Origin of the sequence: Nocardia sp. NPDC056611 (assembly GCF_042792755.1) — a bacterium.
Classification (GTDB): Bacteria; Actinomycetota; Actinomycetes; order Mycobacteriales; family Mycobacteriaceae; genus Nocardia.
The window spans coordinates 801519-820720 of sequence record NZ_JBHTVV010000003.1 but is presented as its reverse complement, the minus strand read 5'-3'; the positions used below and the strand labels follow the sequence as shown (position 1 = coordinate 820720).

17 protein-coding genes and 2 tRNA genes are annotated in these 19202 nt (G+C 67.8%); 7 read left to right on the top strand and 12 right to left on the bottom strand.

The genetic code is table 11. From position 1 onward, the window contains the following. Positions 1-104: 104 nt before the first annotated feature. The 3 genes from ACFRAQ_RS20290 to leuC all read right to left on the bottom strand — a co-directional run bounded on the left by ACFRAQ_RS20290 (position 105) and on the right by leuC (position 2997). Entirely contained in the window at positions 105-749 is a 645-nt protein-coding gene (locus ACFRAQ_RS20290) for an HU family DNA-binding protein (protein WP_379101705.1), read from the bottom strand. A 157-nt stretch (positions 750-906) separates the two neighbouring features. After that, positions 907-1515 (bottom strand): 3-isopropylmalate dehydratase small subunit, encoded by a 609-nt coding sequence (leuD, locus tag ACFRAQ_RS20285; RefSeq protein ID WP_379101703.1) that lies wholly within the window; start codon positions 1513-1515, stop codon positions 907-909. Between the two features lie 57 nt (positions 1516-1572). Further along, positions 1573-2997 carry a 3-isopropylmalate dehydratase large subunit gene (gene leuC / locus ACFRAQ_RS20280; protein ID WP_379101701.1) on the bottom strand — a complete coding sequence of 475 codons (1425 nt, stop codon included), beginning with the start codon at positions 2995-2997 and terminating at the stop codon, positions 1573-1575. Positions 2998-3132: 135 nt separating this feature from the next. Here leuC and ACFRAQ_RS20275 point away from each other — a divergent pair, with 135 nt between their 5' ends. Both ACFRAQ_RS20275 and ACFRAQ_RS20270 read left to right on the top strand, forming a co-directional pair. Then, entirely contained in the window at positions 3133-3834 is a 702-nt protein-coding gene (locus ACFRAQ_RS20275; RefSeq protein WP_357097580.1) for an IclR family transcriptional regulator, read from the top strand. A gap of 230 nt (positions 3835-4064) precedes the next feature. Beyond that, positions 4065-4565 (top strand): pyridoxamine 5'-phosphate oxidase family protein, encoded by a 501-nt coding sequence (locus ACFRAQ_RS20270; RefSeq protein WP_379101700.1) that lies wholly within the window; start codon positions 4065-4067, stop codon positions 4563-4565. Positions 4566-4619: 54 nt separating this feature from the next. On the opposite strand, the gene ACFRAQ_RS20265 is transcribed toward ACFRAQ_RS20270, so the two are convergent. From ACFRAQ_RS20265 to ACFRAQ_RS20250, 4 genes are all read right to left on the bottom strand, one after another. Further along, a tRNA-Glu gene (locus tag ACFRAQ_RS20265) sits at positions 4620-4692 on the bottom strand. A 68-nt stretch (positions 4693-4760) separates the two neighbouring features. Then, positions 4761-4832: transfer RNA gene (locus tag ACFRAQ_RS20260), tRNA-Gln, on the bottom strand. A gap of 159 nt (positions 4833-4991) precedes the next feature. Beyond that, a complete protein-coding gene (gltX, locus tag ACFRAQ_RS20255) occupies positions 4992-6458 on the bottom strand; it encodes a glutamate--tRNA ligase (protein WP_379101698.1) in 1467 nt (488 codons plus the stop codon). A gap of 13 nt (positions 6459-6471) precedes the next feature. Further along, a complete protein-coding gene (locus ACFRAQ_RS20250) occupies positions 6472-7245 on the bottom strand; it encodes a fumarylacetoacetate hydrolase family protein (protein ID WP_379101696.1) in 774 nt (257 codons plus the stop codon). 326 nt (positions 7246-7571) lie between these two features. On the opposite strand from ACFRAQ_RS20250, the gene ACFRAQ_RS20245 reads away from it, so the two are divergent. After that, the gene (locus tag ACFRAQ_RS20245) at positions 7572-8750 is read left to right on the top strand and encodes an MFS transporter (protein ID WP_379101694.1); all 1179 of its coding nucleotides are present in this window, start codon (positions 7572-7574) and stop codon (positions 8748-8750) included. A gap of 226 nt (positions 8751-8976) precedes the next feature. Here ACFRAQ_RS20245 and ACFRAQ_RS20240 read toward each other — a convergent pair whose 3' ends face one another. Further along, positions 8977-9984: a 3-isopropylmalate dehydrogenase gene (locus ACFRAQ_RS20240; RefSeq protein WP_357097590.1), complete on the bottom strand. Its 1008-nt coding sequence runs from the start codon at positions 9982-9984 to the stop codon at positions 8977-8979. Between the two features lie 182 nt (positions 9985-10166). Here ACFRAQ_RS20240 and ACFRAQ_RS20235 point away from each other — a divergent pair, with 182 nt between their 5' ends. Further along, positions 10167-10400, top strand: coding sequence for a hypothetical protein (locus ACFRAQ_RS20235; RefSeq protein WP_357279213.1), 234 nt, complete (start codon positions 10167-10169; stop codon positions 10398-10400). Between the two features lie 82 nt (positions 10401-10482). Here the strand turns inward: ACFRAQ_RS20235 and serA are convergent, their stop codons facing one another. Next, positions 10483-12081, bottom strand: a complete 1599-nt coding sequence (serA, locus tag ACFRAQ_RS20230; protein ID WP_379101690.1) for a phosphoglycerate dehydrogenase — start codon at positions 12079-12081, stop codon at positions 10483-10485. A gap of 756 nt (positions 12082-12837) precedes the next feature. Between serA and ACFRAQ_RS20225 the strand changes: the two genes are divergently transcribed. Beyond that, entirely contained in the window at positions 12838-13641 is an 804-nt protein-coding gene (locus tag ACFRAQ_RS20225) for a DNA polymerase beta superfamily protein (protein WP_379101687.1), read from the top strand. Positions 13642-13822: 181 nt separating this feature from the next. Next, a complete protein-coding gene (locus ACFRAQ_RS20220; protein WP_379101685.1) occupies positions 13823-14275 on the top strand; it encodes a hypothetical protein in 453 nt (150 codons plus the stop codon). 204 nt (positions 14276-14479) lie between these two features. Here ACFRAQ_RS20220 and ACFRAQ_RS20215 read toward each other — a convergent pair whose 3' ends face one another. Together ACFRAQ_RS20215 and ACFRAQ_RS20210 are read right to left on the bottom strand one after the other, a co-directional pair. Continuing rightward, the gene (locus ACFRAQ_RS20215; RefSeq protein ID WP_379101683.1) at positions 14480-14698 is read right to left on the bottom strand and encodes a cold-shock protein; all 219 of its coding nucleotides are present in this window, start codon (positions 14696-14698) and stop codon (positions 14480-14482) included. A gap of 362 nt (positions 14699-15060) precedes the next feature. Next, complete coding sequence (locus ACFRAQ_RS20210; RefSeq protein ID WP_379101680.1) at positions 15061-17106, bottom strand: ATP-binding protein; 2046 nt, start codon at positions 17104-17106, stop codon at positions 15061-15063. Between the two features lie 273 nt (positions 17107-17379). Between ACFRAQ_RS20210 and ACFRAQ_RS20205 the strand changes: the two genes are divergently transcribed. Beyond that, positions 17380-18390 (top strand): MBL fold metallo-hydrolase, encoded by a 1011-nt coding sequence (locus tag ACFRAQ_RS20205; protein WP_379101678.1) that lies wholly within the window; start codon positions 17380-17382, stop codon positions 18388-18390. Between the two features lie 314 nt (positions 18391-18704). Here the strand turns inward: ACFRAQ_RS20205 and ACFRAQ_RS20200 are convergent, their stop codons facing one another. Beyond that, a complete protein-coding gene (locus tag ACFRAQ_RS20200; protein ID WP_379101676.1) occupies positions 18705-19202 on the bottom strand; it encodes a GNAT family N-acetyltransferase in 498 nt (165 codons plus the stop codon).

Below are 19202 nucleotides of genomic sequence, written 5' to 3'. Positions count from 1 at the left end.
CGCCCGAAAACCTGCCCCGGACATGCGAAACGGCCCGGCGATGCCGGGCCGTCTCACGTGTCGTCCTGCTCGAAAACCCCCGTCAGCGACGGGTTGTCGCCGGATTAGCGGCGCGCGGCGCGCTTGGCGGCGGTCTTCTTGGCGGGAGCCTTCTTGGCCGCCTTCTTGGCCGTGGTGGCCTTCGAGGCGGTGACCTTCTTGGCGACCGCGGCCTTCTTGACCGCAGCGGCCTTGGCCGGGGCCTTCTTGGCGACCGTCTTCTTCACGGCGGCCTTCTTGGCGACTGCCTTCTTGACGGCGGCCTTCTTGGCGGGAGCCTTCGACGCCGCCTTCTTGGCGGTGGTCTTGGCCGGAGCCTTGGTGGCGGCCTTCTTCGCGGTCTTCTTGGCGGTGGTCTTCTTCGCACCGGCCTTGCCCGAAACCGGGGCAGCCACACCGCGCTTCACGGCCGGGCCGCTCGAGGCGATCTTCTGCTTGCCCGCGATGATCGCCTTGAACTGGGCACCGGGACGGAAGGCCGGGACCGAAGTCGGCTTCACCTTGACGGTTTCGCCGGTGCGCGGGTTGCGAGCGACACGCGCCGCGCGCTTCCGCTGCTCGAAGACGCCGAATCCCGTGATGGTGACGCTCTGACCTTTGTTCACAGCACGCACGATCGTGTCGACCATCTGCTCGACAGCTGCAGTAGCGGTGCGCCTGTCAGTACCCAACTTCTCGGTCAGAACATCGATCAGTTCCGCCTTGTTCATTGAATCCTCCGCAGACTAATTGGCCCGTCGTCGGACCGACTAGGTACCACGGTAAACCCTTTCGGGGCAAGAGTCTATGTGCCACGCGGAAATACATGACGCATGGCACACGCTCAGCTACCGGGTTTGAGGGCGTCCAGCTAACGCCCATCAATGATTACGTCTGCGAAATACGGGCCGGAATGGTTGCGGGTTTCCAAGTCGGCCTTGCGTTTTCGAACTGGCTGATCTCGTCGCTGTGCCGGAGAGTGAGACCGATGTCGTCCAGGCCTTCCAGCAGGCGCCACCGCGTGTAGTCGTCAATATCGAACGGCAACACGACGGTTCCGGCCGACACGGTGCGCGCCTCGAGGTCCACCGCCAATTCCAAACCCGGCTGTTCCTCGAGCAACTTCCAGAGCAATTCCACATCGCTCTGGGCCATCCGGGCCGTCAGAAGCCCGTCCTTGCCCGCGTTCCCACGGAAGATGTCGGCGAAGCGAGAGGAGATCACCACCCGGAACCCGAAGTCCTTGAGGGCCCAAACCGCGTGCTCACGTGAGGATCCGGTCCCGAAATCCGGACCGGCGACCAGGACACTACCCCGGTTGTAAGGCTCGGTGTTCAGAATGAAGTTCGGATCCGTCCGCCATGCCGCGAACAGGCCGTCCTCGAAACCCGTTCGGGTTACGCGCTTCAGATAGACGGCCGGGATGATCTGGTCGGTGTCGACATTGGATCGGCGCAACGGAACACCGATCCCCTTGTGGACCTTGAAGGCTTCCATCGTTGTTTCTCCTGAGTCAGTGGGGGCAGCGGAATCTGGGCCGCTACCGGCGGGCGATCAGTTCAGATCCGCAGGTGAGGACAGGGTTCCGCGCACCGCGGTGGCCGCCGCGACCAGCGGCGAGACCAGGTGCGTACGCCCGCCCTTGCCCTGTCGCCCTTCGAAGTTGCGATTCGAGGTGGCGGCACAGCGCTGACCGGGGGAAAGCTGATCCGGGTTCATGCCCAGGCACATCGAGCAGCCCGGCTGACGCCATTCCGCGCCCGCGGCGGTGAAAATCTCGCCCAGACCCTCCTTTTCCGCCTGCAACCGCACCCGCATCGAGCCCGGCACGATCAGCATCCGCACCCCGCCCGCGACCTTGCGGCCCTTCAGGATGTCGGCCACCGCGCGCAGATCCTCGATCCGGCCGTTGGTGCACGAACCCACGAAAACCGTGTCCACGGTGACGTCCCGCAGCGGGGTACCCGGGGTCAGGTCCATGTATTCCAGCGCCTTCTCGGCCGCCGCGCGCTCGTTCTCGTCGTGGATCTGCTCCGGATCCGGCACCGAGTCGCCCAGCGGCGCACCCTGTCCCGGGTTGGTGCCCCAGGTGACGAACGGGGTCAGCGCCGAGCCGTCCAGATGCACCTCGGCGTCGAAAACCGCGCCCTCGTCGCTCTTCAGGGCGTCCCAGGCCGCCACGGCGGCATCCCAGTCCGCGCCCTGCGGGGCGTGCGGACGGCCCTTCAGGTACTCGTAGGTGACCTCGTCGGGGGCCACCATGCCCGCCCGGGCGCCGGCCTCGATCGACATGTTGCACATGGTCATCCGGGCCTCCATGGACATGGAGCGCACGGCCGCGCCGCGGTACTCCAGCACATAGCCCTGACCGCCGCCGGTGCCGATCTTGGCGATGACCGCCAGGATGACGTCCTTGGCGGTGACGCCGTGGGGCAGTTCACCGTCGATATTGATGGCCATGGTCTTGAACGGGCGCAGCGACAGCGTCTGCGTCGCCAGCACGTGTTCCACTTCCGAGGTGCCGATACCCATCGCCAGCGCGCCGAACGCGCCGTGGGTGGAGGTGTGCGAATCACCGCACACCACCGTGGTTCCCGGCTGGGTCAGGCCCAGCTGCGGGCCCACCACGTGCACGATGCCCTGCTCGACATCGCCCATGGAGTGCAGGCGGACACCGAATTCCTCGCAGTTCTTGCGCAGCGTCTCGACCTGCAGGCGCGAGACCGGGTCCGCGATCGGCTTGTCGATGTCGACGGTGGGGACGTTGTGGTCCTCGGTGGCGATGGTGAGATCCGGGCGGCGGACCGGGCGGCCCGCGGCGCGCAGGCCGTCGAACGCCTGCGGGCTGGTGACCTCGTGCACCAGGTGCAGGTCGATGTAGATGAGGTCGGGCTGGCGGTGCTCACCCTCGCCTTCGCCGCGCACGACGACATGCTCGTCCCAGACCTTCTCCGCCAGAGTGCGTGGCCGGTCGGCCATAGCTCCATCACCTCTCGATAGACATTCCCGTGCCCGGGCTGGTGACACGGTGGCTCGCGTCCGACGCCGGGGAGCGGCCGGTTTGCCGCGCAGTCAATTTGCATTTCCCAACATGCGAGACGCTAATATCGTTCTATGAGACAGCATAGCGGTATCGGGGTTCTGGACAAAGCCATGGCCGTCCTGCACGCCGTAGCCGAGCAACCCTGCGGCCTCAACGAGCTGTGCGCCCGCACCGGCCTGCCCCGCGCCACCGCGCATCGCCTGGCCGTGGGCCTGGAGACGCATCGCATGCTGGCCCGCGACAGCCAGGGCCTGTGGCGGCCCGGTCCGGCCCTGTCGGAGCTGGCGACAACTGCCAGCGACCCGCTCCTGGACGCCGCCTCCTCCATCCTGCCGCGCCTGCGCGAGATCACCGGCGAGAGCGTGCAGCTCTACCGCCGCGACGGCAATGCCCGCGTCTGTGTGGCCGCCATGGAACCGGCCGCGGGCCTGCGCGACACCGTGCCCATCGGGGCCCGACTACCGCTCACCGCGGGCTCGGCCGCGAAAGTCCTGCTGGCCTGGGCCGATCCCGAATCGCAGCGAAGCATCCTGCCCGAGGCCGTCTTCGGCGAGCGGGCGCTGGCCGAGGTCCGCCGCCGCGGCTGGGCGCAGAGCGCGGCCGAGCGCGCGGCCGGGGTGGCCAGCGTCTCCGCGCCGGTGCGCGACGCGGCGGGCGGCGTGATCGCGGCGGTCTCGGTCTCCGGACCCATCGACCGCATGGGCCGCCGCCCGGGCGCACGCTGGGCCGCGGACCTGGTGGCCGCCGCCGACGCCCTCCACAAGCGTCTCTGACGGACTTTGCGGCCCCGGGTGACCCTCGGGGTGGCCACAGCCGTCACGACAGCCTCAGCGGCCGCTCGACACTCCTGACAGCCCGCGAACCGGGCGCCGATCGCAGCCCCCGCCGGATCCGGCGGGGGCTGCGGCGTCTCCGAGGCCCGGCAACCGGCCGGTGACACCCCGCGCGTGGCAGGAAATGGCCGGTGTGACCGCGCTCATACGCCGTAAATTACAGTCGGCCCATGGGAGTTAATCAACGCGCGCAGATCGTGATGTCCGACGAGGAGATCACGGGATTCCTCGAGCGCAGCCGGGTCGCCACCATGGCCACGCTGAGCGCCGAGGGCAGGCCGCACCTGGTGGCCATGTGGTACGCGCTCATCGACGGCGAGATCTGGTTCGAGACCAAGGCCAAGGCCCAGAAGACGGTGAATCTGCGGCGCGATCCGCGCATCACCGTGATGGTCGAGGCCGGCGACACCTACGACCAGTTGCGCGGCATTGCCATCGAGGGCCGCGCCGAGGTCGTCGACGACCCCGAGGCGCTGTTCAAAGTGGGAATCAGCGTGTGGGAACGCTATACCGGGCCCTACAGCGAAGAGATGAAGCCGTTCGTGGAGCAGATGCTGCACAAGCGGGTGGCGGTGCGCGTGGTGCCCGAGCGGACCCGCAGCTGGGACCACCGCAAACTCGGCCTGCCCGCCATGCCGCTGGGCGGCAGCACCCACGGTCAGGAGCCGTAAGAACCCCGGAAACAGTGCAGGCCCCCAGCCGGTTGGCTGGGGGCCTGCACTTTGTAGTCCCGACGGGATTTGAACCCGCGCTACCGCCTTGAGAGGGCGGCGTCCTAGGCCGCTAGACGACGGGACCAGGATGAGATTCCGGCGGATTTCGCAATCCACCGGCCTTCTCGAATTCGAGAGCCGGAGCTCTCGCAGCTGGGGTACCAGGACTCGAACCTAGAATGGCTGAACCAGAATCAGCTGTGTTGCCAATTACACCATACCCCATTGACCTGGGCTTTCAGGATCTCCCCGGAGGAAGTTCCTGGCTGCTCTGCGGCCGAGAAGAAGATTAGCAGCATCCCCCGGTAGATACACAAACCGGCTGGTCAGAGGCCGGTTTGTGCATCAATTCGGCGTACCCTCAGGCCCGGCCGGACACCGGCGTCAGCCGATCTCCGCGAGGGCCGCGCGCAACCGGTCCATGGTGACCTCGCGACCCAGCAGTTCCATCGACTCGTAGAGCGGCGGGCTGATGTGGGATCCGGTCACCGCGACGCGCACCGGGGTGAACGCCTTGCGCGGCTTGAGCTCGAGCTCCTCGATCAGCGCGGTATTCAGCGCGGTCTCGAGCGGGGACGTGGCCCATTCCGAGACGCCTTCGAGGGCTTTCACCGTCGCCTGCAGCACCGGAGCGGCATCGGCGCCCAGATTCTTTTCCTTCGCGGCCGGGTCGATCGCGAAGTCGGCGGGCGCGATGAACAGGAACTTCAGCAGATCCCAGGCATCCCCGAGCACCTTGATGCGGGTCTGCACGAGATCGGCCGCGGTTTCGAACAGCTTCTCGTCGATCTCGGCGCCGATATGTCCGTGTCCGGTGAGGAACTCCCGCAGCCGGTGAGCAAAATCACCGGGGGTGAGCATCCGAATATGTTCGGCGTTGAGTGCGTCGGCCTTCTTCTGATCGAATCGGGCCGGATTCGAATTCACCTTCGAGATTTCGAACGCCGCCACCATCTCCGCCATGGAGAAGACGTCATGATCATCGGCGATGCTCCAGCCGAGCAGTGCCAGATAATTCAGCAAACCCTCGGGAATGAACCCGCGGTCGCGGTGATGGAACAGATTCGACTCCGGATCACGCTTCGACAACTTCTTGTTGCCCTGGCCCATCACGAAGGGCAGATGACCGAACTCGGGAGTGAACTCCGCGACGCCGATTCGTTTCAACGAGTCGTAGAGCGCGAGCTGACGCGGGGTGGACGACAGCAGGTCCTCGCCGCGCAGCACGTGGGTGATCTTCATCATCGCGTCGTCGACCGGGTTGACCAGCGTATAAAGCGGATCGCCATTACCGCGGGTGAGCGCGAAGTCGGGAACCACGCCCGCGCGGAAGGTGGTCTCGCCGCGCACCAGGTCGTTCCAGGTGAGATCGCGGTCGGGCATGCGCAGGCGCACCACCGCGGGGCGGCCCTCGGCCTTGTAGGCGGCGATCTGCTCGTCGGTCAGGTCGCGGTCGAAGTTGTCGTAGCCCAGCTTGGGGTCGCGGCCGGCGGCCTTGTGGCGGGCCTCGACTTCCTCTGGAGTGGAGAAGGACTCGTAGGCCTCCCCCGCCGCCAGCAGGCGCTGCACCACGTCGAGGTGGATCTCGCGGCGCTGCGACTGCCGGTAGGGCGCGTAGGGGCCGCCGACCTCGGGCCCCTCGTCCCAGGTCAGGCCGAGCCAGCGCAGGGCGTCGAGGATGGCCGCGTAGGACTCCTCGGAATCGCGTGAGGCGTCGGTGTCTTCGATGCGGAAGACGAAGGTGCCGCCGTGGTGGCGCGCGAAGGCCCAGTTGAACAGGGCGGTGCGGACCAGACCCACGTGCGGCGTGCCGGTGGGTGACGGGCAGAAACGAACCCGGACGTCAGACATGGCTCTCTTTCGTTCAGCGCTTGGCGGCAACGGGATTGGACAGGGTGCCGATACCGGACACGGTCACCGACACGGTCTGACCGGCCTGCAGCGGCCCGACGCCCTCGGGGGTGCCGGTGAGGATGACATCGCCAGGCAGCAAGGTCATTACGGTGGTGACCCACTCGATGAGCTTCGGAATATCGTGCAGCAGAAGTGAAGTGCGACTGCGCTGTTTCACCTGGCCGTCGACCTCGGTGACGATCTCCAGATCCGAAGGGTCCAGGGCGGTCTCGATCCACGGGCCGAGCGGGCAGAAGGTGTCGTAGCCCTTGGCGCGGGTCCACTGGCCGTCGTGTCGCTGCTGGTCACGGGCGGTGACGTCGTTGGCGACGGTGTAGCCCAGGATGACCTCGTTGGCACGGGCGGCGGGCACGTCCTTGCAGGGGCGGCCGATCACGATCGCCAGTTCGCCCTCGTAGTCCACCTGAGAAGAGCTGGGCGGCAGGGTGATCGGGGCGTTGGGGCTCTGGATCGAGGTGCTGGGCTTCATGAAGATGACCGGGTCGGCCGGGGCCGGGCCGCCCATCTCCTCGGCGTGCGCGGCGTAGTTCTTGCCGATGCAGATCACCTTGCTGGCCAGAATGGGGGCCAGCAGGCGCACATCGGCCAGCGGCCAGCTGCGACCGGTGAAGGTCGGGGTACCGAACGGGTGTTCGGCGATTTCTCGGGCGACGGCGTCGGAGCCGTCCCCTTCGATGCTGACGAAAGCGACTCCATCTGGGCTGGCAACTCGACCTAGGCGCATGGTTGGCATCCTATCGACCGGCTTCGACCTGCCCGAACGCGCCCGACCGCGGGGCGGGACCGGGCGGGGGCACGGCGGCGGCGGGGATGCCCGCGAGGGCCCCGGACCGGGTGGGCATACCGGCCCGCAGCGCCCCGGACCGAATGTGGAATGCCCTTACACGCAAGCGATCTCGGACCGGCCCGCGGGACTCACAAGATCAACGCCCAGATGTGAGCAAATAGACAGCTCGCCCCGGAAATCGTCTTGCGCCCCAGGTGTACCGTAAGGCCGGATGTTCAAACTGTAGGACATCGATTCCATATAGTGAGACACGAGGTGAGGCCATGACCACCGTGACGGAGATGGGCACGACACGACGGTGGACCATGCTGGGCCTCGGCGTCTTCGCCCAGACCGCCAGCGCCGTGATGGTGAACGGCGCCGCCTTCCTGCTGCCCGCGCTGACCCAGCGCGGAATGCCGCTGGCCACCGCCGGTCTGCTGGTGGCCATGCCCCTGGTCGGCCTGTGCTGCACGCTGATTGCGTGGGGCTGGGTGGTCGATCAGGTCGGCGAGCGCAAGGCGCTGGTGGCCGGTCCGGTGGTCATGTTCGCGGCCGGCCTGGCCGCCGCAGCCGTCTCGAACTACGTTGCGCTGGGGGCCTTGCTGTTCCTGGCCGGGGCCGGCGCGGGCAGCACCAACGGCGCCAGCGGGCGGGTCATCGTGGGCTGGTTCCCGACCGATCAGCGCGGGCTGGCCATGGGCATCCGGCAGACCGCACAGCCGCTGGGCGTGGCGATCGGGGCGCTGGCGATCCCGGCCATCGCTGCGGCACACGGGTTCTCGATGGCGGTGCTGGTGCCCGCGGTGATGGCGGGCGCGGCCGCGATCGGCTGCCTGGCCGGGATTGTGGATCCGCCGCGACCCGAATCCGCCGGGGGCTCAGGACGTCCCGCGAATCCGTACCGCGGGGACTCCACGCTGCTGCGCATCCACGTGGTGTCGGTGCTGCTGGTCATCCCCCAGGCCACCATCTGGACGTTCGGTCTGTTGTGGCTGCACCGCGATGTGGGCCTGTCGCTGCCCGCGGCGGGCGCGCTGGTGACGGTGACCCAGATCCTGGGCGCGGCCGGGCGGATCGGCGCGGGTGCGTGGTCGGACCGGGTCGGCAGCCGCCTGCGGCCGCTGCGCACGGTGGCGGTGGCGGCGGTAATCTCCCTGTCCGCCTTGGCCGTAGCGGCTTGGACGCAGCAGTGGTGGGCGGCGATCCCGATCCTGATCGCGGCCTCGGTCATCACGGTGGCCGACAATGGCCTGGCCTTCACGGCGGTGGCCGAGATCGCGGGACCGTATTGGTCGGGTCGCGGGCTGGGGATCCAGAACACGGGCCAGAATCTGGCGGCGGCGGCGATCGCCCCGGCCTTCGGCGCGCTGATCACGGCGGCCGGTTTTCCGATCACCTACCTGCTGACGTCGCTGATCGCACTGGCGGCAGTCCCGTTGGTACCCAGGGGTTCCCGGTAGCGGCTGATTCGCGGCAAATCAGGAAGACCTGCGCCCGTTACGTTTTCGCATCCGAATGCATTTGTGCGATACGCCTCACTATCCGGACGAAACGCCCCACTGGCCCAGTTGATTTCACCGAATCCCCTCCAGGATGACACTCCGGAGAGGCTCCGGCACGACGACGAAGCCCCCGTTCCGCGGTTGCGGAACGGGGGCTTCGGTCGTCATCGGCGGCGTGTAAACCCTAGAGCGACGCGGCGATCCGGTCGCCGACCTCGACGGTCGAGGCGGCGCCCGAGCGCGAGGCCAGGTCCTTGGCGACGGCGGCCTCGATGCGGGCGGCCTCCTCGGTCTTGCCGAGGTGGTTCAGCAGGAGCGACACCGACAGGATCGCGGCGGTCGGGTCGGCCTTGGACTGGCCCGCGATGTCGGGGGCCGAACCGTGGACCGGCTCGAACATCGACGGGTTGGTGCCCGAGGCGTCGATATTGCCCGAGGCGGCCAGGCCGATGCCACCGGAAACGGCGGCGGCCAGGTCGGTGATGATGTCGCCGAACAGGTTGTCGGTGACGATCACGTCGAAGCGGCCCGGGTCGGTGACCATGTGGATGGTGGCGGCATCGATGTGCTGGTAGGCGGTCTCGATGTCCGGGTACTCGGCACCGACCTCGGCCACGGTGCGCGACCACAGCGAACCGGCGAAGGCCAGCACGTTGTTCTTGTGCACCAGGGTCAGGTGCTTGCGGCGCTTGCGGGCGGTCTCGAAGGCGTAGCGGACCACGCGCTCGACGCCGAAGCGGGTGTTGGTGGAGACCTCGGTGGCCACCTCGTGCGGGGTGTTGACGCGGATCGCGCCGCCGGTGCCGGTGTACGGACCCTCGGTGCCCTCACGCACGACCACGAAGTCGATGTCCGGGTTCGAGGCCAGCGGGCTGGTGACGCCCGGGTACAGCTTCGAGGGGCGCAGGTTCACGTGGTGGTCCAGCTCGAAGCGGGTGCGCAGCAGCAGGCCGCGCTCGAGCAGGCCGGACTGCACCGACGGGTCGCCGATGGCGCCCAGCAGGATGGCGTCGTGCTGCTTGAGCTCCGGGATCACGTTCTCCGGGAGGATCTCGCCGGTGGCATGGAACCGCTTGGCTCCCAGGTCGTATGCGGTCTTCTCGACACCGGGCACCACCACATCGAGCACCTTGAGGGCCTCGGCGATGACCTCGGGGCCGATACCGTCGCCCGGAATGACAGCGAGTTTCATGAAATCCATGCTCCGTTTCGATAACGCGCGGGTGGTCCTCTCCGCGCTGACAGGAGAGTCCCGGCCACCATAGCGGGTGCCGCCATGACCCCTTTCACCAGGGCGAATCGCTCCCAACCAGTGGGATCGACGCGGTCGCGCGAAGCTCTCGATCGGCGGATCGCGCCGGTAGTGTCGGGAGGATGTTCGACAATCTCCGTCTCGAGCGCAAACTCCGCCGTCTGGAACGCAAGATCGATCTGATCCTCGAACATCTCGGCATCGACGATCCCGACAGCGCCATCGACTACACCGCGATCGACGAGCATTTGCTGCGCGGCAAGAAGATCCACGCCATCAAGGCGTACCGCGAGCAGGATCCGACGGCCAGTCTGGTCGAGGCGCGCGACGCGGTCGAAGCCCGCGATCGCCGCTGACGGCGGTCACCCACCCCACCGAACGCACCGGGCCCCCTCCACTTTCCGTGGAGGGGGCCCGTATCGCGTTGCGCGAGATCTACTAGTCGAGGCTGACCAGGGCGACCTTGGCGGCGCCGACGGCCTCGGCGATGGCGGCCTGGATGTCGGCCGGGACCTCCTTGTTGACGCGAAGGACGACGGTGGCGCCCTCGTCGCTCAGGTCCTGGGTGAGCTGGGCGGCCAGGATGTCGATGCCCGCGTCGCCGAGCTTGGTGGCCAGGCGGCCGAGCTGACCCGGCTTGTCCTCGTAGGCGAGGACGGCCAAGTTCAGGCCCTCGGCGCGCATGTCGTAGTTGCGGCCGTTGATGTTGACGATCTTCTCGACCTGGGCGGGCTCGGTCAGGGTACCGGCCACGTTCAGGGTGCGGCCGTCGCCGAACACGGCGCGCAGGTCCACCAGGCTGCGGTGGGTCGGGGACTCGCTGTGGGTGGTGACGGTGGCCTCGAGGCCCCGCTCCTTGGCCAGCGACGGGGCGTTGACGAAGGTCACCGAGTCCTCGATCAGAGCCGAGAACACGCCGCGCAGCGCCGAAAGCTCCAGCACCGCAACGTCTTCCGAGGACAGCTCGCCGCGCACCTGGACCTCGATGGAGACCGGCAGCTCGTCGGCGAGGGCGCCCAGCAGCGCGCCCTGCTTGCGGACGATGTCCAGCCACGGGGCGACGATCTCGTTGACCGCGCCACCGGTGACGTTCACCGCGCCGGGCACGAACTCGCCCGCGAGGGCCAGCTGCACGGACTTGGCGACATCGGTGCCGGCGCGGTCCTGGGCCTCGGCGGTGGAGGCGCCCAGGTGCGGGGTGACGACGACCTGCGGCAGCTCGAACAGCGGGCTGTCGGTGGACGGCTCGGTCTCGAACACGTCGATGCCGGCGCCGCGCACGTGGCCGGAGGTGATGGCGTCGGCCAGGGCCTGCTCGTCGATCAGACCGCCGCGGGCGGCGTTGACGATGATGACGCCCTTCTTGGTCTTGGCCAGGGTCTCCTTGTTCAGCATGCCCTTGGTCTCAGGAGTCTTGGGCAGGTGAATGGAGATGAAGTCGGCGCGCTCGAGCACCTCGTCCAGGGTCAGCAGCTCGATGCCCAGCTGGGCGGCGCGGGCCGGGGAGGTGTAGGGGTCGTACGCGACGATCTTGGTCTCGAAGGCGGCGAGACGCTGCGCGAACAGCTGGCCGATGCGACCCAGGCCGATGACGCCGACGGTCTTGCCGAAGATCTCGACACCGTTGAACTTGCTGCGCTGCCAGGTGTGCTCGCGCAGGGTGGCGTCGGCGGCCGGGATCTGGCGCGCGGCCGAGAGCAGCAGCGAGACGGCGTGCTCGGCGGCGGTGTGGATGTTGGAGGTCGGCGCGTTGACGACCATGACGCCGCGCTCGGTGGCCGCGGGCACATCGACATTGTCGAGGCCGACGCCGGCGCGCGCGACGATCTTGAGGTTCTTGCCCGCCTCGAGCACCTCGGCGTCGACGGTGGTGGCCGAACGGACCAGCAGCGCATCGGCTTCCGGCACGGCGGCCAGCAGCTCGGGGCGGTTGGGGCCATCGACCCAGCGCACCTCGACATCGGAGCCCAGCGCGTCGACGGTCGACTGGGCGAGCTTGTCGGCGATCAGAACAACAGGACGGCCTGCTTGGCTCACGGTGGGGTACTCCTGAGGATGGGATCCGGGATTTACGGGCGTCAGCTTAGTGGGCTGGGATTCGCGGCGCTGTACCGCCTGGTAGGCAACCGCCATCACAGCCGTGAACTGCGGGTTTCGGCGTGGCCGCGACCGGCGCCGACCGGAACCGGCCGCGCGGTACGGCTTCGGCGGGCCAGTGTGATTCCGGCCGCTGTCTCGGTGGACGGCATCGGACCGGCGACCGCAATATTGGGCAACCGTCCAGGTCGGGGGGTTGCCGCGCCCACGTCCACACGAAAATTCGGGCGCCACTTTCCGCCGATCTTCAGCGCATGAAAACCCGAAAGCCCGGCGTCGGAGCTACGGAGTCCGAGGCCGGGCTTTCGAAAGTCGATTGAACGACGTCAGCAGTCCTTAGCGACCGAAAGAACCGGTCCACAGGGTGTTCAGGATGCCGTGCAGCGCGGCCGAGCCGGTGTCGAGCAGGCCACTGAGAGCAGCGGAACCGGTGTCAATGATAACGGGGATCATGGGAATACCTCTTCTGAAATCCGTACGAACTTTCTGACGTGGAGCCTATCGGGCCGATTTCGCCGGACGTTACGGGGGATTTACGCGATGTGACCGGCGTCACGGGTTCGGAATTCTGTGGCCTCGTTCATATGGTGTCGAATTCCCGCCATATAACGCACCTATCACGCCCCCATTTCTGGGGGCGCGGGCGCGCGGAAAACTCATGGACCAGCGTGATCGCGGGCGCTACCGTCGCCTGCCATGACCCTGCGCTCGATCCCCGCATCCATGGACCCGGCGGTGGTCGCCACGATCGACGGCGAACTCGACCGGATCGCGCGCGAACACCGCGTCGACGTGCTGCTCGCCATCGAGAGCGGCAGCCGCGCCTGGGGATTCCCGTCACCCGACTCGGACTACGACTGCCGTTTCGTCTACCTCCGGCCGATCGACGACTACCTGACGCCGTGGCCCGGCCGCGACGTCATCGAGACGCCCTTGGCAGGTCTGTTGGATGTCAACGGATGGGATCTGGTGAAGGCGCTGCGCCTGCTGGTGAACGGCAACGCGGTGCTCATCGAATGGCTGATGTCGCCGATCGTGTATCGCGGCGACAGCGGATTCCGGGACGAATTGCGCGCGCTGGCGGACGAAATCGCCGACCGGGATCGGGTGGCTCGACATTACCTGCATCTGGGCCGCCGGCAATGGCGTCTCTTCGATTCCAAGCGATCGTTGAAAAAGGTGTTCTACTCTTTGCATCCCGCAATGGCATTGCGGTGGCTACACGAGCATCCGGACAATGCGGTTGCTCCCATGCATTTGCCGACCCTGCTCGGCGAATGTGAGCTGAGCAGTGATTTCGTGGATTCCGTCCGGGAATTGACGGAATTGAAGTCACGCACGCGTGAAATGGGTTCCGGGGAGGTGCCCGCACCGATCGCCGAGTTCATCTCAGCCGAGTTCGAGCGGGCCGCCCTGGAGTTCGCGAAGGTGGATCCGGCCCGGCGGGAACACGCACAGGCCCGCTCAGCCGAGTTCTTCCGACGCCGAGTGCGGGGCTGAGAGAATCCTCCGGGCATCGCCCGCGCCGGCCGGCCGGTTCAGGGGCGAGCTGCGGCTCTGGACCGGCCCCCGGTGACCGCCCCAGATTGGGTCACCCCCAGATGTTGAAATCCATACGTTTCACTTAGGTCGAGCGATAGCTTCTCCTGGCCCGGAACCTCGGGTTCTAGACAGGAGAACGATGATCACAAGCACCCGCCATGGCCGCCGAATCGGCTGTGGCATCACCGGATTGGCCGCGACGGTCGCCATCGTCACGGGCGCCGCACCTACCGCATCCGCCGCCGTCACGTGGGTAAAATTCGAGACGCCGGCGCAAACCTATTACGTCGGAACCGACTACCGCATCACGGCGGGATCCGACCCCGAATCGATGATGGCCTTCTATGACAATGGCCAGTGCATCGGAAAGTCGGCGGCACACTTCAATTCGATACTGGGCGAGACCTTCGCCGCAGTCGTGGAGTGGGTCCCGGCGACGGCGGGGCACCACGTCATCACGGTCGACGACGGTAAGTCCACGAAGACGCTCGCCGTCGACGTCGAGGCAGCCCTGCCCGGCAGCACGCCGGACACCCCTGTCGCACAGGGCGGCTGCAGTCTGTCGAGCCCGTTCCCGACCGGCAGTTCATAATCGCCACAGCGGACACGCACGGCTTCGCCCGCCAGGTCTCCGACGAGTCGCTGCCGCTCGAGGTCGGCTGAAGCCGGATCGCACCGACGCCGCTGCGGCGGCGGTCCTCGACGCGCGGTGAGCGCCAGGCAGAACGGTGGGCTGCCATCCGAGCCAAGGCAGCCGGCGTTCGCCGCATCCAGCTGCCCGAGGCGCGAGCGGAGGTCAGTAGTCGGCTCCCGCGATGACCCGCACGGCCACCGCCTCCGGCCCCGGCTTGGTGCCGCGCACCTCGAATTCGACGCGCTGCCCCTCGGCCAGCGACCGGAATCCGGCGCCGGATAGCGCGGTGTATTCCACGAATACCTCCGGGCCGTCGACGTCCGGGGTCAGGAACCCGAACCCCTTCTCACTGTCGAACCACTTCACCGTGCCGTGCACCATTACCGAACCTTCTCGAACCGACCGGACAATCACGTCCCCCCGCGCGCCGCGGTCCATGGTGTCACGGCCGCGGCTATCGCGGGTGGTCACGCGCTCTGGCCAGCCCCGATGCGACTGCGCTCCGCCCGCGCTCCCTTGCACCGTTATCGGGAACCGGAGCCGCCGCGTATCAGCGGTACCTCCGACAATCCCGGGCGGGCGCGGACCCGCACGCGCGCAACGCGTTTCGCGGCACGCCGGAGCGGGTGTCCGGGCCGGCCCTTCCCCGCGACCCGGACACCCGCATTTCCCGCACCTCGCACCACCGCCTCACCCGGGTCGCGCCCATCCGGCCCGGTGCGGCGGTGCGGCGCGGTGGCCGCTCAGCCCGCTCTCGTATTCGAGGCCGCGTCGCCCGGCGGCTCGGAAACACGCATGGCGTACACCCGTTCGAGGAAGTCGCGGTGCGCGCGCAGGGTGGCGTCGAGCAGTTCGCGCCAGGTGCGGCGATCCACGCGCTGGTCACTGACCAGCGAGGACAGTGATGCCGGGCCGAGGCGATCGATGTGGTCCACGATGAAAGTGAGCCGCCGGCGCGGGAATTGCGCACCGATGCGCGGGTTCTCGTCGAGGAAGTGGTCGAGTTCGTAGAGGTAGTTGACCGCGCGGTTGTACTCCTCGTCGGTGAGGTGGTAGTCCATGCGCTTGATCTCGACGATCCACAGTTCGCCGGAGTCGTGCAGCAGCACGAAATCGGGTTCGCGTTTCTCGCTGCCGATCGTGGTGGTCACCAGCGGCGTCCCGAATTTCTGTGCGTACCAGCGTTCGAAGCTGGCGCGCACGCGTTTGAGGGATTCGTTCATGCCCAGCGGGGTCCATTCGGGGGCGAGCAGCCAGGGCGCGGATTCGATCAGCTCCTGGAAGGGCCGTTCCAGGGAACGGCGGTCGTCGATGAGCGAGCGCAACCGATCCACCACGGCGACCCGTTCGCTGGCGATCTGGCCCAGCGAGTAGATCTCGGCGACGCGGGCGCGTTCGAAGAGCGCGACCACCACGTCCAGCGCGGGGTCGGCGTCCTCGGCGATCTCCTTGAGGGTGTCGAGCAGGCTGCGCTGCGGGCCCAGCGACAGCGCCAGCCGCAGCATGTTCTCCAGGTGCGCGGGATCGTCGAGCGAGGCTCTGTCCTTGTGCGCGACCAGGATTCGCGCCGCGTCCAGCACCGAGTCACGGAACAGGCGGTCCCCGGGGGCGATCGCGTCGAGGGTCTCGTGGATACGGGAGCGTTCCACGAATTCCTCCCAGACCCGGCGGCGAATGGATTTCTCGCCGAGCCGGCCGATCTCCTTGATCAGGGCCTGTCCCCACTCGGCGAGGGCCTCGCCGCGCGGGGAGTTCCAGATGATGTCCTGGCGGTCGGAGCGGACCAGGTCGTCGTCATCGTCGAGCCAGTCCACGTCGATCGCGCCGACCAGGTAGGAGCGCAGTTTGAATTCGCCGGTGAATCCGGAGGAAATACCGAAATCCCGGGTCTGGGCGACGATCTTGCCGCGCGCGTAAATGCGCACCCCGGCCATGGCCTCGTCCCGGTAGGGCTGTTTCGAATAGGCGATCCAGCCGGTCACCGGCAGATATTGCCGGCCGAAGCGGACCGGGACGCGGCTGACATCGATGCGGGTCTCCTCCATGACGTCGATCGGCAGGCGGCTGAGCACGAAGCTCTCCCGGCCGATGGCGTTGCGGACCTCCACCCGCCAGTCCTGGCGTTCGATCCCGAAACGCGCGGCCAGTTGCCGATTCAGTTCGGTTCCCGAATTCACCCTTTTCCGAAAGAAGTTGCGCAGGATGATCGTGGTGCCGCGGGTGGCCGTGACCGTGCCGTCGAGGGCGCCCGGGCGCGGGAAGTAGTCGCTCTCGGTGTCGCAGAGCATGTCGTCGAGGTCCATGACGATGTGGGAGACGGTCCAGCCCATCGGGGTTCGGTCGTCGTCGCGGCTGCCCGCGGTGATCACCTCGATGGTGCGGCAGATGCCGAAGGCGGCCAGTTTCCCGATTCCCTTGCGCCCCATGACCGGACGCCGCCGTTCGCGCGACAGGTCGGAGCCGGTGCGGACCCGCCGGTCCGAGCCCACCATCAGGTAGTGCTCGTTGACCTCGGCCGCGGTCATGCCGTGCCCGTTGTCGGATATCACGATCTCGTAGGCGGGTTCGTCGGCGGCCCTGATGGTTCCGGCCAGCATCGCGCCCCACGGCAGCACCACCTCGACCTCGGTGGCGTCCGCGTCGTAGGAGTTGGCGATGAGTTCGGCCAGCACCGCCGAGACCCGGTCGTAGAGCCGGATGCCGAGCTTGTCGATCGCCAACCGGCTGATGCGCATCGTGTATTTGCGGTCCTCGCGATCCTGCGCGGCCACATGCACGTCGTTGTACATGGTGGGCCCCCAATTGCCCTCGGGGCAGCCTCCGTTCAGCTACCTCTGAATACGATGCAACGCCGATTGATTAACAACGCGCTGAACATTCACCCACCACTTCGTCACGGTGTGATTCCAGGATTCACCTGGCGGTAGCCCAGAGCAACGGCAAGATCTCGGCAACCGCTTCCGTGTCCCGATGGAAGCCGTTGAGTGACAGTCCGGTCGGTTCGGGGCAGAATGCTCCCCGGCGGACAGCGCGGTCCGCCACCCACGGAGACAGGGGGAACGGTGGCCGACAGTCGGATGATCGCGGCACGACAGCGCTTCTTCGGCGCGGACGCCGTGGACCCCGGCAGCGGGGCCGTGCGCGCGGACCGGGTGCTCGTGTCCTGGTTCGGCTGCGCCAGTTTCGCGGTGGCCATGGGCGGGGTGGTGTTCCTGCTGGACGCCTGGGTGCCGCGCGGGCTCACCGCCGGGTACGTGCCGACCACGCCGGAGGAGGTCGCGGCGCTCGAGCCCGCGGCGATCTTCATCGGGCACGGGCATTTCGACCACGCCGCCGACGCCGGGGCCATCGCCGCGGCCGGCGGGGCCGTGGTGCACGGGACGGCCTCGCACTGCGCGACCGCTCGCAAGCAGGTCGGCGGGGCCGAATTGGCCTGCCGGGAACTGGGTTCCGACGCGTCGGCGCCCGGCGACCGCTACGACTTCGAACTCGCGCCGGGGCTGTCGGTGACCGCCGTCCGGCACCTGCACTCGGCCCGCACGCCTCGCCACGAGGGGCCCGACGCCTCCGCACCGATCCGGCCCAGGCCGTGCCTGTGCGATATCCGCGCCTATCCCCCGGGCCGATCCGAGGCCGGACACCTGGCCCGGAACCTGCTCGCGCCGGAGGGCGGGGTGCTGCTCTACCAGTTCCGGCTCGGCGATTTCGTGCTGACGTGGCACGATTCCTCCGGCCCGCTGCTGGACAAGGCGCCGGAGGTTCTCGACGTCCTGCGGGGTCTGCCCACCTCTGATGTACACATCGGCGCGGTGCAGGGCTACAACCAGTTCACCAACGGGCTGCGCGACCCGCGCAGCTACATCGAGGCCCTGCGGCCGAAGGTGTTCGTGCCCAACCATCACGACAACTGGCTGCCGTTGATCACGGCCCGCGGCGAGGCGTTCGTGACCCCGCTGCACGCGGAGCTGGAGCGCCTGCCAGAGGGCTCGCGGCCCGAGATCCGGATGCTGCTGGACCGCGACGACTACCTCGCGCCCGGGAGATTATCGTTCGACCTCGCGCCGAAGGGTTGAGTCGCAACAACGGCGCGGATGATGCCGCTGCCACCGCGAGTGGCCTCGCCCAGCGGCTGTGGCGGCGCCACGAAACAACCGGGGCGCTGGGACTTCCCTGACCGGCTGACACGGCGGTCCGGCGATCGTCGGCTGACCGACCGTACCCGGCAGCGCTGTCCGCCGCGCCGCGCGAGCAGCCGTCGTCGCTGGGGGCGAACTTGACCGCGAGGGCGAACCCGATGCCCGGGTCGCTGACGCCGAATCCGGGGACAAGTCTTACCGCACTATCGGGCACGCTCTCCGCGGGGGGGCACAGGCGGGCAGCACAGATGTCAGCGGAAGCGGAGAACCATTGTGATGCTGGTGGTTCCGGCGAGATTGACCTTGTCGGAGCCGTCGACCGCGACGAATCCGAGGCGCTGGTAGAGCCGGAGCGCCGGATTGTCCTGCCGCACACTCAAACAGACGGCGTCGTAGTCTTTCCGCGCGGCGTCGATGAGCGCGGTCATCAGCGCGGTGCCGAGTCCGGTGCCACGGCTCTCAGGCGCGACACCGATGGCCAGTTCCGGAGTGTCGGCGTCGACGTAGCCGAAGGCCGGGTCCCCGGCGCTGAACAACCGCAGCCAGGCGGCGCCGAGCGGCACTCCGTCGAAGCCGCCGACCACGCCGAGATCGCCTGCGGCTCCCCATCCTTCGACGTAGTGCCCGAGTCCGGACACGTCTCGAAGTTGGTCGGGTGAGTCCATGCCCTGGTCACGGGCGTAGGAGGCTTCGTAGAGCATCGCCCAGAGGAGTTTCTCGTCGGCGGGCTCGGCGGGTCGGATGAACAT

What these genes read in the sequence shown, in the direction of transcription:
- leuC (WP_379101701.1), bottom strand. Translation starts at nt 2,997, where the DNA reads ATGGCCGACCGGCCACGCACTCTGGCGGAGAAGGTCTGGGACGAGCAT.
- ACFRAQ_RS20250 (WP_379101696.1), bottom strand. Translation starts at nt 7,245, where the DNA reads ATGCGCCTAGGTCGAGTTGCCAGCCCAGATGGAGTCGCTTTCGTCAGC.
- ACFRAQ_RS20290 (WP_379101705.1), bottom strand. Translation starts at nt 749, where the DNA reads ATGAACAAGGCGGAACTGATCGATGTTCTGACCGAGAAGTTGGGTACT.
- ACFRAQ_RS20235 (WP_357279213.1), top strand. Translation starts at nt 10,167, where the DNA reads ATGTTCGACAATCTCCGTCTCGAGCGCAAACTCCGCCGTCTGGAACGC.
- gltX (WP_379101698.1), bottom strand. Translation starts at nt 6,458, where the DNA reads ATGTCTGACGTCCGGGTTCGTTTCTGCCCGTCACCCACCGGCACGCCG.
- ACFRAQ_RS20210 (WP_379101680.1), bottom strand. Translation starts at nt 17,106, where the DNA reads ATGTACAACGACGTGCATGTGGCCGCGCAGGATCGCGAGGACCGCAAA.
- ACFRAQ_RS20270 (WP_379101700.1), top strand. Translation starts at nt 4,065, where the DNA reads ATGGGAGTTAATCAACGCGCGCAGATCGTGATGTCCGACGAGGAGATC.
- ACFRAQ_RS20225 (WP_379101687.1), top strand. Translation starts at nt 12,838, where the DNA reads ATGACCCTGCGCTCGATCCCCGCATCCATGGACCCGGCGGTGGTCGCC.
- ACFRAQ_RS20245 (WP_379101694.1), top strand. Translation starts at nt 7,572, where the DNA reads ATGACCACCGTGACGGAGATGGGCACGACACGACGGTGGACCATGCTG.
- ACFRAQ_RS20275 (WP_357097580.1), top strand. Translation starts at nt 3,133, where the DNA reads ATGAGACAGCATAGCGGTATCGGGGTTCTGGACAAAGCCATGGCCGTC.
- ACFRAQ_RS20240 (WP_357097590.1), bottom strand. Translation starts at nt 9,984, where the DNA reads ATGAAACTCGCTGTCATTCCGGGCGACGGTATCGGCCCCGAGGTCATC.
- ACFRAQ_RS20215 (WP_379101683.1), bottom strand. Translation starts at nt 14,698, where the DNA reads ATGGTGCACGGCACGGTGAAGTGGTTCGACAGTGAGAAGGGGTTCGGG.
- leuD (WP_379101703.1), bottom strand. Translation starts at nt 1,515, where the DNA reads ATGGAAGCCTTCAAGGTCCACAAGGGGATCGGTGTTCCGTTGCGCCGA.
- ACFRAQ_RS20200 (WP_379101676.1), bottom strand. Translation starts at nt 19,202, where the DNA reads ATGTTCATCCGACCCGCCGAGCCCGCCGACGAGAAACTCCTCTGGGCG.
- ACFRAQ_RS20220 (WP_379101685.1), top strand. Translation starts at nt 13,823, where the DNA reads ATGATCACAAGCACCCGCCATGGCCGCCGAATCGGCTGTGGCATCACC.